The organism is Pseudomonas sp. SST3 (genome assembly GCF_003325755.1).
Genome location: NZ_QORI02000007.1, coordinates 80,170 through 93,664, shown reverse-complemented (window position 1 = coordinate 93,664; position 13,495 = coordinate 80,170). Strand labels below are relative to the sequence as shown.

Below are 13,495 nucleotides of genomic sequence, written 5' to 3'. Positions count from 1 at the left end.
GGGCTTGCCGATTGCGGCCTTTTGACTTTTGCTGCACGTAATCAAGAGGATTTGCAATGAGCCAGAAATTCGACGTCGTCGTCATCGGTGCCGGCCCCGGCGGCTATGTAGCAGCCATTCGCGCAGCCCAGCTGGGTCTGAAGACCGCTTGCATCGAGAAATATCAGGGCAAAGAAGGCAAGACCGCGCTGGGCGGCACTTGCCTGAACGTCGGTTGCATTCCATCCAAGGCGCTGCTGGATAGCTCCTACAAGTTCCACGAAGCCCACGAGAGCTTCAAGGTGCATGGCATCAGCACCGGGGAAGTGGCCATGGACGTTCCGACGATGGTTGCGCGCAAGGACCAGATCGTCAAAAACCTCACTGGCGGTGTCGCGGGACTGATGAAGGCCAACGGTGTGACGGTTTTTGAAGGTCACGGCAAGCTGCTCAGTGGCAAGCAGGTCGAAGTCACTGGGCTCGACGGCAATACTCAGGTGCTGGGCGCCGACAATGTGATTCTCGCTTCCGGCTCTAAGCCGGTGGACATCCCGCCGGCGCCAGTCGATCAGAACATCATCGTCGACTCCACCGGTGCGTTGGATTTTCAGACCGTTCCGGCCAAGCTGGGCGTTATCGGCGCTGGTGTGATCGGTTTGGAACTGGGTTCGGTATGGGCGCGCCTGGGCGCTGAAGTTACCGTGCTGGAAGCAATGGACAAGTTCCTGCCGGCCGCTGACGAGCAGATTTCCAAGGAAGCGTTCAAGGTGCTCAGCAAGCAGGGCCTAAAGATTCTTCTGGGCGCGCGCGTTACCGGTTCCGAAGTCAAGGGCGACCAGGTCACTGTTAACTTCACCAATGCCGAGGGCGAGCAGCAGCAGACCTTCGACAAGCTGATCGTTGCAGTTGGCCGTCGCCCGGTGACCACCGATCTGCTGGCGGCTGATGCCGGTGTCGACATGGACGAGCGCGGCTTCATCTTCGTTGACGATTATTGCGCTACCAGCGTCCCGGGCGTCTATGCCATCGGTGACGTGGTACGTGGTGCCATGCTGGCCCACAAGGCCTCGGAAGAGGGTGTGATGGTTGCCGAGCGTATCGCTGGCCACAAATCGCAAATGAACTACGACCTGGTTCCGTCTGTCATCTATACCCACCCGGAAATCGCGTGGGTCGGCAAGACCGAGCAGGCGCTGAAAGGCGAGGGCGTTGAAATCAACGTCGGTACTTTCCCGTTCGCCGCTAGTGGTCGTGCCATGGCTGCTAACGACACCGCCGGTCTGGTCAAGGTGATTGCCGATGCCAAGACCGACCGTGTGTTGGGCGTTCATGTGATGGGGCCGGCTGCAGCTGAACTGGTCCAGCAAGGCGCGATCGGCATGGAGTTCGGCACCAGTGCCGAAGACCTGGGCATGATGGTGTTCTCGCACCCGACCATGTCCGAAGCGCTGCATGAAGCAGCACTGGCAGTGAATGGCCATGCTATTCACATTGCCAACCGCAAGAAGCGCTAACAGCGCTGCGGTAGAAAGGGCGGCTTGCCTCGTTTCTCTGGGAACGTCGCAAGCCGTCGATACCTTCAAGACAAGGTATGACAGGTCTCTGAAAGGTGTTTTCGATAGTTTTCAGCGACTTGAGGCGACGCGGCATACATGCAACGTCTGATGCACATCAAACCGAACGGTAGCTAAGATGAATCTTCACGAATATCAAGGTAAGCAACTGTTTGCCGAATACGGATTGCCGGTTTCCAAAGGCTACGCGGTCGATAGCCCCAAGGAAGCGGCTGAGGCTTGTGACCACATTGGTGGCACCGAGTGGGTGGTCAAGGCTCAGGTTCACGCTGGCGGTCGCGGCAAAGCAGGTGGTGTCAAACTGGTTCGTAGCAAGGACGAAGCCCGTGCGTTCGCCGAGCAGTGGCTGGACAAGCGTCTGGTGACCTACCAGACCGACGCAAACGGCCAGCCGGTCAGCAAGATTCTGGTCGAAGCCTGCACCGACATCGACAAGGAGCTCTATCTGGGCGCCGTAGTCGATCGTGCCACTCGCCGAGTCGTGTTCATGGCATCCACCGAAGGTGGCGTGGATATCGAGAAGGTCGCTCACGATACCCCTGAGAAAATCCTCAAGGCCACGATCGATCCGCTGGTTGGCGCTCAGCCGTTCCAAGGTCGTGAACTGGCGTTCAAACTGGGTCTGAAAGGCGATCAGGTTAAGCAGTTCACCCATATCTTCGTAAATCTGGGCAAGCTTTTTGTCGATTACGATCTTGCACTGCTGGAAGTCAATCCGCTGGTGATCAAGAAAGACGGCAACCTGCACTGCCTGGATGCCAAGCTGAATATCGACAGCAACGCCATCTACCGTCAGCCCAAGCTGCGCGGCATGCAGGATCCTTCCCAAGACGACCCGCGCGAGGCGCACGCGGCCAAGTGGGAACTGAACTACGTGGCGCTCGATGGCAACATCGGCTGCATGGTCAACGGTGCAGGCCTGGCCATGGGCACCATGGACATCGTCAACCTGCACGGCGGCAAGCCAGCCAACTTCCTTGACGTCGGCGGCGGCGCTACCGAAGAGCGCGTGACCGAGGCGTTCAAGATCATTCTCTCCGATGAAAATGTCGCTGCTGTTCTGGTCAACATTTTCGGTGGCATCGTGCGTTGCGACATGATCGCTGAAGGCATCATTGGCGCGGTCAAGGAAGTCGGTGTGAAAGTGCCGGTGGTCGTCCGCCTGGAAGGTAACAACGCCGCACTTGGCGCGAAGATGCTGGGTGAAAGTGGTCTGAACATCATCGGTGCGACCAGCCTGACCGATGCGGCCATTCAAGTCGTCAAAGCCGCGGAGGGCAAATAATGAGCGTCCTGATCAATAAAGACACCAAGGTCATCTGCCAGGGCTTTACCGGCTCGCAGGGTACCTTCCACTCCGAACAGGCGATCGAGTACGGCACCAAGATGGTTGGCGGCGTGACGCCGGGCAAGGGCGGCACCACTCACCTCGGTCTGCCGGTGTTCAACACCGTCAAGGAAGCCGTCGAGGCGACCGGCGCTGATGCATCGGTCATTTACGTGCCGGCACCGTTCTGCAAGGATTCGATCCTTGAGGCCGCGTTCAGTGGCATCAAACTGATCGTCTGCATCACCGAGGGTATCCCGACCCTCGACATGCTGGAAGTGAAGATCAAGTGCGACGAGCTCGGTGTGCGTCTGATCGGTCCGAACTGTCCCGGTGTGATCACGCCCGGCGAGTGCAAGATCGGTATCCAGCCTGGCCACATTCACCTGCCAGGTAAGGTCGGTATCGTATCGCGTTCCGGTACGCTGACTTATGAAGCCGTCAAGCAGACCACTGATGCCGGTTTCGGTCAGTCCACCTGCGTCGGCATCGGTGGCGACCCGATCCCCGGTTCGACCTTCATCGACATCCTCAAGCTGTTCCAGGAAGACCCGCAGACCGAAGCGATCGTAATGATCGGTGAAATCGGCGGCTCCGCTGAGGAAGAAGCCGCGGCCTATATCAAGGCCAACGTGACCAAGCCGGTTGTTTCCTACATTGCTGGCGTGACTGCGCCTGCCGGCAAGCGCATGGGGCATGCTGGTGCGATCATTTCCGGTGGCAAGGGTACGGCTGACGAGAAGTTCGCCGCTCTGCAGGACGCTGGTGTGAAGACCGTGCGTTCGCTTGCCGATATTGGCAAGGCACTCGCGGAACTGACCGGCTGGGAAGTCAAGCAGGGCTGATTCTCCCACCTGCGACAAAAATGCCAGTCAGGCTGCCTGACTGGCATTTTTTGTTTTTACGGTAGATTTTTTCGTCTGGCCTCGGCAGCGCCGGGCTAGCTTCGATGCAGCGTCTTCATGCCGTCGTTCCTCCAAAAAGACCGCTAACCCTCGCTCCGAAGGGGGAATTCCATTAAGGTGCGTCCTTTTTTCTCGGGCGGCTTGAGAGTGTCGCGCCGGGAAGCACGCCTGGGTGCGTTCGCCGTACCAGAACCCCTCTTGCAGTGGTGACTAACCAAATGACTCGATTGAAAGGCCTGGATTTGCTGGCGCTTGGATTCATGACATTCGCGCTATTCCTTGGCGCCGGTAATATCATTTTCCCGCCCAGCGCGGGGCTGGCCGCAGGGCAATCCATCTGGCTCGCGGCGGTGGGCTTCCTGCTGACAGGTGTCGGCCTGCCGCTGCTGACAGTGGTAGCGCTGGCACGAGTGGGCGGTGGGATGGACAGGCTGACTGCACCGCTGGGGCGTGTCGCCGGAACACTGCTGGCGGTCGCGGTTTATCTTGCAATCGGCCCTCTATTCGCGACACCGCGCACTGCCGTGGTCTCGTTCGAAATGGGCGTCGCACCCTTTACCGGAGATTCGGCCACGCCGTTGTTCGTGTATACGGTCTTGTTTTTCGCGGCCACATTGTTTCTCGTGCTTAACCCCGGCCAGTTGGTCAACCGGATCGGCAAGTTCATCACGCCGGTACTTCTCGCGGCGTTGCTGGTACTGGGCGGCGCCGCTTTATTCGCCCCGGCCGGCGAGATTGGCAGTACTGCCGAAAGCTACCGCAATGGCCCATTGCTCAAAGGCTTTCTCGAAGGCTATCTGACGATGGATACGCTGGGTGCACTGGTGTTCGGTATCGTGATCGCCACGGCCATCCGTGATCGCGGTGTATCGGAGCCGGCGTTGGTAACCCGCTATTCCATGATTGCCGGAGCCATCGCGGCCGTCGGGCTTTCGCTCGTTTACCTGGCGCTTTTCTATCTCGGCGCTACCAGCCAGGGTATTGCGGGTGATGCGCAGAACGGCGTTCAGATCCTGACCACTTATGTACAGCACACATTCGGTACCACCGGCAGCCTGTTGCTGGCCGTGGTGATCACCTTGGCATGCTTGACCACCGCGGTCGGGCTGACGACCGCCTGTGGCGAGTTTTTCAGCAGCCTACTTCCAGTCAGCTATCGCGCCGTGGTGATCGTATTCACGCTATTCAGTCTGGCGGTATCGAACCAGGGGCTTACTCAATTGATCAGTGTTTCGGTGCCGGTGCTGGTCGGGCTTTATCCGCTGGCGATCATGCTGGTGGCGCTGAGCCTGCTCGACCGCTGGTGGATCTCGCCAAGCCGTGTATTCATTCCGGTGATGGCGGTGACACTCGTGTTCGGTGTAGTAGACGGTTTCTCTGCAGCAGGTTTCACTGAGCTGGTACCCGAACCATTTACGGTCCTGCCGCTGGCGGCTCAGAGCATGGGCTGGCTGGTGCCCGTGCTGGTGACGCTGACGGTCGCCTTTGTAGTGGATCGGTTGCTTGGCATCGCCCGGGCCCGCCGTGCAACGGACGCACGCTGAGCTCCGTCCCGCTGAAACGCTGGGCAGGTGCATTGTCTGGCTATAATCAGGTGCGAGTATTCCGGGGGCTTTTATGTCGATTCCGAGTCATCTTCTACCGCACCTGATTGCTGTCGTCTGGTTCATTCTTTGCTGGGTCGGGTATACGCGGTACGCCAGTTGGCGCGGCAGGGATACTGCCTGCCTGGCCAGCGTGCTGCACTTGTACCGTCAGGACTGGATGCGCCGCATGCTGTTACGTGACAACCGGATCGCCGACGCCAACGTGATCGGCAATCTCGAACGCAATGCCAGCTTCTTCGCGTCCAGCACGTTGATCATTCTGGCGGGTGTTCTTACCGCACTGGGCGCTTCCGACCGGGCAGTCTCGCTATTGGCTGATCTGCCGTTCGCCCAGCCGGTGAGCCGGGGCCTTTCCGAGATCAAGCTGCTCGCTTTGGCTGTCGTCTTTGTTTATGCCTTCTTTACCTTCAGCTGGTGCATGCGGCAATACAACTTTGCCGCTGTGCTGGTCGCCTCGGCGCCCATGGCTGGCGAGCGCAATGTCAGCGACCAAGAACGCAAGTTCTTCGCCGAACGCGCCGCACGGGTCATTTCGATGGCCGCCAACCAGTTTAACTTCGGCCTGCGTGCCTACTATTTCGGCATGGCTACACTGGCGTGGTTCGTTCATCCCTGGTTCTTCATGGGCGTAACGGCGGGCGTAGTACTGATACTGTATCGCCGCGAATTCCATTCCGATGTGCTTGAGGTGATGGTGTTTACGCCAACCTTGCCTATCGACAGCCCCAAGGAATAGGGCCCTCCATCGACGCAGGTTAAACTGCCCGGCTTCATTCCGATTCGAGAGTTCGCATGAGCGATAGTCTGATACTGGAGCGTACCCAGCGCTTTCTTTCTCTGTTACGCCACTGCCAGGTGCTCGGCATGAGCGTCGAACACGCCGATGCCAATGGGCTCACGCTGCGCCTTCCTTACAGTGAGAAGATCGTCAGTAATCCAGACAGCGGGCGCATCCACGGCGGCGCGATCACCACGCTGATGGATACCACCTGTGGCATTTCAACGGCATGTGCACTGCCCGAATTGGAAATCTGCCCGACGCTGGATCTACGCATTGACTACATGCACCCGGCGGAACCGAACCATGATGTATTCGGCTTTGCCGAATGCTACCGAGTTACGCCGACTGTGATTTTCACACGTGGCGTGGCATACCAACGCGATATCAACGAGCCGATTGCGCACGTCGTGGGGGCGTTTATGCGCATGGGCAAGAGCGCCCAGGTATCGGAGTTGGGGGTGTCTCAGTGAGCAGTCTGGATCTTGATACGCTGGTCAGCGAGGCCCACGCCAGCAACAACTACGATGCGCTTTTACAGATGGTGCCGTATGCCAGACTCATTGGCATCGAATGCTTGAGGCTGGGCGACGACATGGTGTTCCGGCTACCGAAAAACCAGGACAATATCGGAAATCCCACGCTCCCGGCTATCCATGGAGGGGTGATTGCGGGCTTCATGGAGCACGCAGCGATGCTCCATTTATTGATGTTCATGGGGGCGCCACATTTGCCCAAAATCATCGACTTCTCGATAGATTATCTTCGGGCAGGTCACTATCGTGACACCTTTGCCGCCTGTCAGGTCTGGCGCCAGGGGCGTCGCGTAGCGAACGTCGCTGTTACGGCCTGGCAGACGAATCAGGCCGAGCCTATCGCCACTGCCCGTTGTCACTTCAAGGTCAACGAGCCCTGATACGTCTGGCGGCTGCCTCTACAGACGTCTCAAGGGTGTTGAATGGATGCGTTGCTGATACTGGGCGGGCTGCTTCTGATAGTGGCCGGGCTCGTCTGGTTGATCGTTCTGGCCTTCGGTACTGGCCTGTTGTGGGGCGTGGGAAGCCTGCTCCCTCCGGTTACATTGTTGTATGTGATCCGACACTGGCATACGGCTCGAAAGGCTATCGGCCTGGCAGGGCTGGGGTTCATTCCACTGGTCGTCGGATTCACGCTGCTCGCCAACCATGACCCGGAGCGCATGGCGGCGATCGCCAGCCTGAAATGGCTCGAACCGGATGAGCAGGCTCGGAACCGCCACTTGGCTATCCGGCTACACGGCCAGCTCGATGGCCGCCCATTCAATCCTCAGGTCGGTAAGCTCACGGATGGCATGCTGACGCTGCGGGAAGGTGACGGCCTGTTTGCCAGACAGGAAGTGCGCATCCGCCTCGGGGCGACACCGCCTGGCGCTTTGCAGGCCGATGTGCTTCCCCAGGATGTTAATCCAGTCCCAGAGATCGAGATCAACTGGATGCGACCGGAGCAGGAGCTCCCTGAAGCGCGCAGAATCCAGAGCGGGTACACCCTGCATCTGGATTTGCAGCCGGTGCCACCGAACAAGCTGGTCGGCGACTTTCACCTGGTCCTGCCGATGCGCTACCACACGAGTCTTAGCGGCCATGTCGAGCTGTTCACTGACGACCTGCGCTACCGCGAAGGGCAGGTGGATCTGACCCACGACTCGGCGGATACGCTTATGTATCTGGCCAAAGATCATCTGCAGCGACGTTTCGAGACGCGAGCGGTATCCATCGAGACGCTGGCTCCGGTCAGCTTCCCTGCCGTGGCGATGACGGTATCGGTGCAAGCCAGGGTGAAGGGTGCGCCCAGCCATTTCGAACTGAACATCCACAAGGGCGATCAAGGCTGGGCGGTAAATGACGACACCTACCCGCCATTGCCTGCCGAGATCGAAAAACAGCCAAAAGTAGCCTCCCTCCAACCAGAAGCGTTCCCGGACGGTACCTCATCACCTCGCATCGATCGTCGGCAGCGCTTTTCGCTGGCACGGTTGCTGCGCAATCCGGCACGTTACGAGCATTTGCAGATGCGAGCGTATACAGGGAGTGGCGGGGTGGCAGAAGGCCGGTTTGCCGGCATTGATCGTGACGGCAACGTGGCGATCCGGCGAATGCTGAAAGGCCCGGGAGAAGCCATCTACAATCTCGCCCCGGGCGATATCGCCCTGCTTGAATTGCTCGAGCCATAGCGCCAGGCGAATCGGATGAGGCGCTCGAAGTGTCAGGCGAGCGCCCCTTGAATTCGTGCATTCAACCCCCATCTGCTTGTCATTACCGCAATCGCGGTCCGTGCCATTGACGATGTGGAGTTTGCAAGACGATGAGTGTGGAGACTCAAAACAAAGAAACCCTGGGCTTCCAGACCGAAGTGAAGCAACTGCTTCACCTGATGATTCACTCCTTGTATTCGAACAAGGAGATCTTTCTTCGCGAGCTGATTTCAAACGCCTCGGATGCGGCTGACAAACTGCGTTTCGAAGCGCTGGCCAAACCCGAGCTGCTCGAGGGTGGTGCCGAGCTGCGGATCCGCGTCAGCTTCGACAAGGATGCCAAGACCGTCACGCTCGACGACAACGGCATCGGCATGAACCGGGAGGATGTCATTACGCATCTCGGTACCATCGCCAAGTCCGGTACCGCCGAGTTCATGAAGCACCTCACGGGCGACCAGAAGAAGGATTCGCACCTGATCGGCCAGTTCGGTGTCGGCTTCTACTCCGCATTCATTGTCGCCGATCAGGTGGAAGTGTTCAGCCGTCGTGCCGGCACAGCTGTCGAAGAAGGCGTGTACTGGTCATCGAAAGGCGAGGGCGAGTTCGAAGTTGCCAACATTGACAAGCCGGAGCGCGGCACCCGCATCGTGCTGCACTTGAAGTCGGGCGAAGAAGAATTTGCTGATGGCTGGCGCCTGCGCAACATCATCAAGAAGTACTCCGACCATATTGCCCTGCCGATTGAACTGCCGAAGGAGAGTCATGGCGAGGAGCAGGACGAACCGGCGGAACTCGAGTGGGAAACCGTCAACCGCGCCAGCGCGCTCTGGACGCGTCCTCGTACCGAGATCAAGGACGAGGAATATCAGGAGTTCTACAAGCACGTCGGCCACGATTTCGAGAACCCGCTTGCCTGGAGCCACAACAAGGTCGAAGGCAAGCTCGAATACACCTCGCTGCTTTATGTGCCGGGCCGCGCACCGTTCGATCTGTACCAGCGTGAGGCGCCCAAGGGTCTCAAGTTGTACGTGCAGCGTGTGTTCATCATGGATCAGGCGGACGAGTTCCTGCCGCTGTACCTGCGCTTCATCAAGGGCGTGATCGACTCCAACGACCTGTCGCTGAACGTTTCGCGCGAAATCCTGCAAAAGGATCCGGTCATCGATTCGATGAAGTCGGCGCTTACCAAACGTGTTCTGGACATGCTGGACAAGTTGGCCAAGGACAAGCCCGAGGACTACAAGAACTTCTGGAAACAGTTCGGTCAGGTACTCAAGGAAGGCCCGGCGGAAGATTTCGCCAACAAGGAGAAGATCGCCGGTCTCCTGCGCTTCGCCTCCACCCAGGATGCTTCAGGCGAGCAGAGCGTTTCGCTGGCCGATTATCTCGGGCGCGTCAAGGAAGGTCAGGACAAGATCTACTACCTCACCGGCGAGTCCTATGCACAGGTCAAGAACAGCCCGCACCTGGAAGTCTTCCGCAAGAAGAGCATCGAGGTGCTGTTGCTCACCGACCGCATCGACGAATGGTTGATGAGTTATCTCACGGAGTTCGATAGCAAGCAGTTCGTGGACGTCGCACGCGGTGATCTGGATCTCGGCAAGCTGGACTCGGAAGAGGACAAGAAGGCCCAAGAAGAAATCGCCAAGACCAAGGAAGGCCTGGTCGAGCGCCTCAAGACCGCGCTGGGTGACGCGGTGGCTGAAGTGCGGGTATCGCACCGCCTGACCGACTCTCCGGCGATTCTCGCAATCGGTGAGCAGGACCTGGGGCTGCAGATGCGCCAGATTCTAGAAGCTAGCGGGCAGAAGGTACCGGACTCCAAGCCGATCTTCGAGATCAACCCTCAGCATCCTTTGATCGAGAAGCTGGACGCCGAGCCGGACGAGGATCGCTTCGCTGACCTGTCGCACATCCTCTTCGATCAGGCCGCGCTGGCCGCCGGCGACAGCCTCAAGGATCCGGCAGCCTATGTGCAGCGTCTGAACAAGCTGCTGGTTGAGCTTTCCGCGTAACCCAGCAGCGCGTACAAAAGGCCCGTCAGTGACGGGCCTTCTACGTTCGATCCGGCGTGGTTTGGCCCCGTCACGCCATGATGATCTCCGCGGCTCCGTTTACCGGCGATCGGTTCCCTCAGTTTCGGGGCCGCCGATACAAGGGGAACGACAGCCTGCTACTGAACCGCCATGCCCCAGGGCGGTCTATCCGCTTGGCTATCAGGAGGTCATTGGTTGTTCAACTTACGAAACTGCTTTACCGCGCTGTGTCTGGTCGCGTCGATCGCGCCGGTTCATGCACGCGACTATCACTACAGCGACGCTCATCTGCATTTCGTTGATTTCTTTCAGGAAAGCGATGGCATGAGCAAGCTGCGCAAGGCGATGGACGCTGGCGATATCGACCATGTGATGATTAGCGGGATCCCGGTCGCCAAGAAGTGGCATGAGAACGAGCCTAAGCGACCCCGCTACTATGCGGGCGATGACGCGCCCGTCTACTGGTACAGCGCGACCGATGTGGTGGTTGCCGCAGCCTTGAAGGAGCTGGATGACGAGCAGCGGCGGCGCTTCCATCCGTTTCTCTCAGGTTTCAATCCCAACGACAAGAATGCCGACGCGCATATTCGGCGGATGCTCGATCTCGATCCTGGACTTTGGCAGGGGCTGGGCGAGATATTCACCCGGCACGATGACGTCACCGCACTGACGGAAGGCGATACGCCGCGTGCCAACAACGAGGCGCTGACACGCGTCTATCACCTGGCCGCTGAGTTCGATTTACCGGTGATGCTGCATTCCAATATCACCTCCAAGCGTGAGCGTAATCCGCTGTACCTGGCTGAGCTGGAAGAGTCGCTGCGTAACCATCCGCATACTCGTTTCATCTGGGCGCATGCGGGGACGAGCATGGAGCTGCATCGTCATCAGGAAAAACTCGAATTTCTGCTGCCAACGGTCAGCCGTTTGCTAGATGACTATCCCAATCTCCATATCGACCTGTCCTGGACGATGCTCAGGCCCTATCTCCTGAATGAGGCCGGGCAGCCAGACCAGGAGTGGCTGGCGCTAATCGAGCGTCATCCTACGCGCTTCATGCTTGGCTCAGATGTGGTCGGTCGGTTTGATAACTTGGCGGAGGGCATGCGTGCGTTCGACCCGTTTCTTGATGCGTTGCCCGAATCGATTGCCCGCAAGGTTGCGCGTGACAACTTCCTTGACGTGCTGCCGCGCAAGCAGCGGCCGAATGCAGATTGAGCGGTACTGTTGATCCTGCGGCTGGATGGGTTGCTGGCAGTTTAATAGCCATCTTTAACCGTATCGCCGCTCGTCGCAATCTTCCCTGATGGGCCCGTTTTCAGATGCCGGCACTTCAAGCTTTTCGCCCGAATTCCGATACCTGAGTAGTTATCGCTGTGGTCATGCAGCGCATCCTTTGGAGTAGGAATTCCCATGTCGCTTCGACAATTGAATATTTCGGCCCGTTCTGCTGCCGGTTTCGGTCTGATTGGCTTGCTGGTTCTGGCCCTCGGCGTGTTTGCGCTGAAGCAAATGGCCGAGATGCGCGAGGCCTCCAGCGAGGTGGATCAAAACTGGTTGCCTAGTCTCGTCAGTCTCGCGGATTTGAACGCCGGCATGCAGCGTACGCGTGCGCTTACGATGCGCATGACCATGCTGAGCAATGACGAAGCGCGTACCGCGACCGCGCAGACGCTTACCACGCTGGGCGACGACGTCAGTGCGATGAAAGCCGAGTACGAACAGAGGCTGACGACCGCAGAGGAGAAGGCCGCCTATGGCCGCTTCGAAACCGCTCAGGCGCTATATATGGCCGAACAGCGCAAGGTGGTCGAATTTGCGAGCGAGGGTCTGCGCGAGCAAGCTCTGGATGTCATGAACGGCAATATCAATCAGCACGCTGACGCGATGACCAAGGCGTTGTTTGATCTTCAGCGTATCAACGCCGACGAGGCGAGCCGCGCTGCGGACCGCGCGCTGGCCGCGTATGAAACGGCTTTCGTCTGGGTGATTATCACTATCGCCATGGCTGCGCTTGTCACAGTGACCCTGGCCGTGCTGTTCACCAAGAGCATCGTTCGGCCTTTAGGTCAGGCGGTCGAAATGGCCGAGGCGGTAGCTTCCGGAGATCTTACTCGGGACTTCATTATCGAAGGCAAAGACGAGCCGGCGCGCTTGCTGGCAGCGCTCAAGGCCATGCAGATGAATTTGCGAAACACCATTCAAGGCATTTCCGATTCGTCCAATCAGCTCGCTTCGGCGGCTGAAGAGCTTAATGTGGTGACTGAGGACTCGACCCGCGGCCTGCACCAGCAGAACCACGAGATCGAGCAGGCTGCCACCGCTGTTAACGAGATGACGGCGGCCGTGGATGAGGTTGCTCGTAATGCCGTGGCGACCTCCGAAGCGTCGCGCGAATCGGACAGCACCGCACAGCATGGCCGTCAGCAGGTAATGAAAACCGTCGAGTCGATAGGCCTGTTGGCCGGTGATGTGACTACTACCGCGACACAGGTCGAACACCTGGCCGGCCAGGTGCGGGATATCAGCAAGGTGCTCGATGTGATTCGCTCGATTGCCGAGCAGACCAACCTGTTGGCACTCAACGCCGCCATTGAAGCTGCACGTGCGGGGGAAGCAGGCCGTGGTTTTGCGGTCGTGGCTGACGAGGTGAGGGCGCTGGCACACCGTACCCAGCAGTCTACTCAGGAAATCGAGCAGATGATCGGCGATGTGCACCAGGGCACCGACAAGGCCGTGCAGGCTATGCAGGCGAGCAACGAGCGCGCACGCAGCACGCTTGACGTTGCGCGGACTGCCGGTGAAGCGCTCGACAACATCACTCGCGCGATCAGCCAGATCAGTGAGCGCAACCTTGTCATTGCCAGCGCCTCGGAAGAGCAGGCTCAGGTGGCTCGTGAAGTCGACCGCAACCTGATCAACATCCGCGACTTGTCGCTGCAGTCTTCGGCGGGAGCCAACCAGACCAGCTCAGCCAGCCAGGAGTTGGCAAGGCTGGCGATCAGCTTGAACGAATTGGTGGCACGCTTTCGTATCTGATCGTAGCCGCGATGCCC

Annotated in this window: 11 protein-coding genes and 1 pseudogene; all 12 read left to right on the top strand. The window is 58.8% G+C overall.

Annotation, left to right across the window (positions count from 1 at the left end; all coding sequences use genetic code 11):
* The first annotated feature begins 56 nt into the window (after nt 1-56).
* The 12 genes and pseudogenes from lpdA (at nt 57) to DQ405_RS28510 (ending at nt 13,478) form a co-directional block, all read left to right on the top strand.
* Nucleotides 57-1,493, top strand: coding sequence for a dihydrolipoyl dehydrogenase (gene lpdA, locus DQ405_RS09095; protein WP_168423912.1), 1,437 nt, complete (start codon nt 57-59; stop codon nt 1,491-1,493).
* A gap of 178 nt (nt 1,494-1,671) precedes the next feature.
* Complete coding sequence (gene sucC, locus DQ405_RS09090; protein ID WP_168423911.1) at nt 1,672-2,838, top strand: ADP-forming succinate--CoA ligase subunit beta; 1,167 nt, start codon at nt 1,672-1,674, stop codon at nt 2,836-2,838.
* Nucleotides 2,838-3,725 carry a succinate--CoA ligase subunit alpha gene (gene sucD / locus DQ405_RS09085; RefSeq protein ID WP_168423910.1) on the top strand — a complete coding sequence of 296 codons (888 nt, stop codon included), beginning with the start codon at nt 2,838-2,840 and terminating at the stop codon, nt 3,723-3,725. The genes sucC and sucD overlap by 1 nt, the downstream gene beginning before the upstream one ends.
* 278 nt (nt 3,726-4,003) lie before the next feature.
* Entirely contained in the window at nt 4,004-5,329 is a 1,326-nt protein-coding gene (gene brnQ / locus DQ405_RS09080; protein ID WP_168423909.1) for a branched-chain amino acid transport system II carrier protein, read from the top strand.
* A 73-nt stretch (nt 5,330-5,402) separates the two neighbouring features.
* Nucleotides 5,403-6,128: a DUF599 domain-containing protein gene (locus tag DQ405_RS09075; protein WP_168423908.1), complete on the top strand. Its 726-nt coding sequence runs from the start codon at nt 5,403-5,405 to the stop codon at nt 6,126-6,128.
* 56 nt (nt 6,129-6,184) lie between these two features.
* Nucleotides 6,185-6,643: a PaaI family thioesterase gene (locus tag DQ405_RS09070; RefSeq protein WP_168423907.1), complete on the top strand. Its 459-nt coding sequence runs from the start codon at nt 6,185-6,187 to the stop codon at nt 6,641-6,643.
* Entirely contained in the window at nt 6,640-7,086 is a 447-nt protein-coding gene (locus DQ405_RS09065; RefSeq protein ID WP_168423906.1) for a PaaI family thioesterase, read from the top strand. Before DQ405_RS09070 ends, DQ405_RS09065 begins: the two co-directional genes overlap by 4 nt.
* Before the next feature lie 42 nt (nt 7,087-7,128).
* Nucleotides 7,129-8,379: an MFS transporter gene (locus tag DQ405_RS09060; protein WP_168423905.1), complete on the top strand. Its 1,251-nt coding sequence runs from the start codon at nt 7,129-7,131 to the stop codon at nt 8,377-8,379.
* A 131-nt stretch (nt 8,380-8,510) separates the two neighbouring features.
* The gene (gene htpG, locus DQ405_RS09055; RefSeq protein WP_168423904.1) at nt 8,511-10,418 is read left to right on the top strand and encodes a molecular chaperone HtpG; all 1,908 of its coding nucleotides are present in this window, start codon (nt 8,511-8,513) and stop codon (nt 10,416-10,418) included.
* A 216-nt stretch (nt 10,419-10,634) separates the two neighbouring features.
* Nucleotides 10,635-11,657 carry an amidohydrolase family protein gene (locus DQ405_RS09050; protein WP_168423903.1) on the top strand — a complete coding sequence of 341 codons (1,023 nt, stop codon included), beginning with the start codon at nt 10,635-10,637 and terminating at the stop codon, nt 11,655-11,657.
* A gap of 195 nt (nt 11,658-11,852) precedes the next feature.
* A pseudogene (locus DQ405_RS28515) lies at nt 11,853-12,620 on the top strand (MCP four helix bundle domain-containing protein); the annotation flags it as partial.
* Complete coding sequence (locus tag DQ405_RS28510) at nt 12,615-13,478, top strand: methyl-accepting chemotaxis protein (RefSeq protein WP_446730873.1); 864 nt, start codon at nt 12,615-12,617, stop codon at nt 13,476-13,478. The pseudogene DQ405_RS28515 and the gene DQ405_RS28510, both read left to right, overlap by 6 nt.
* The last annotated feature ends 17 nt before the right edge of the window (nt 13,479-13,495 follow it).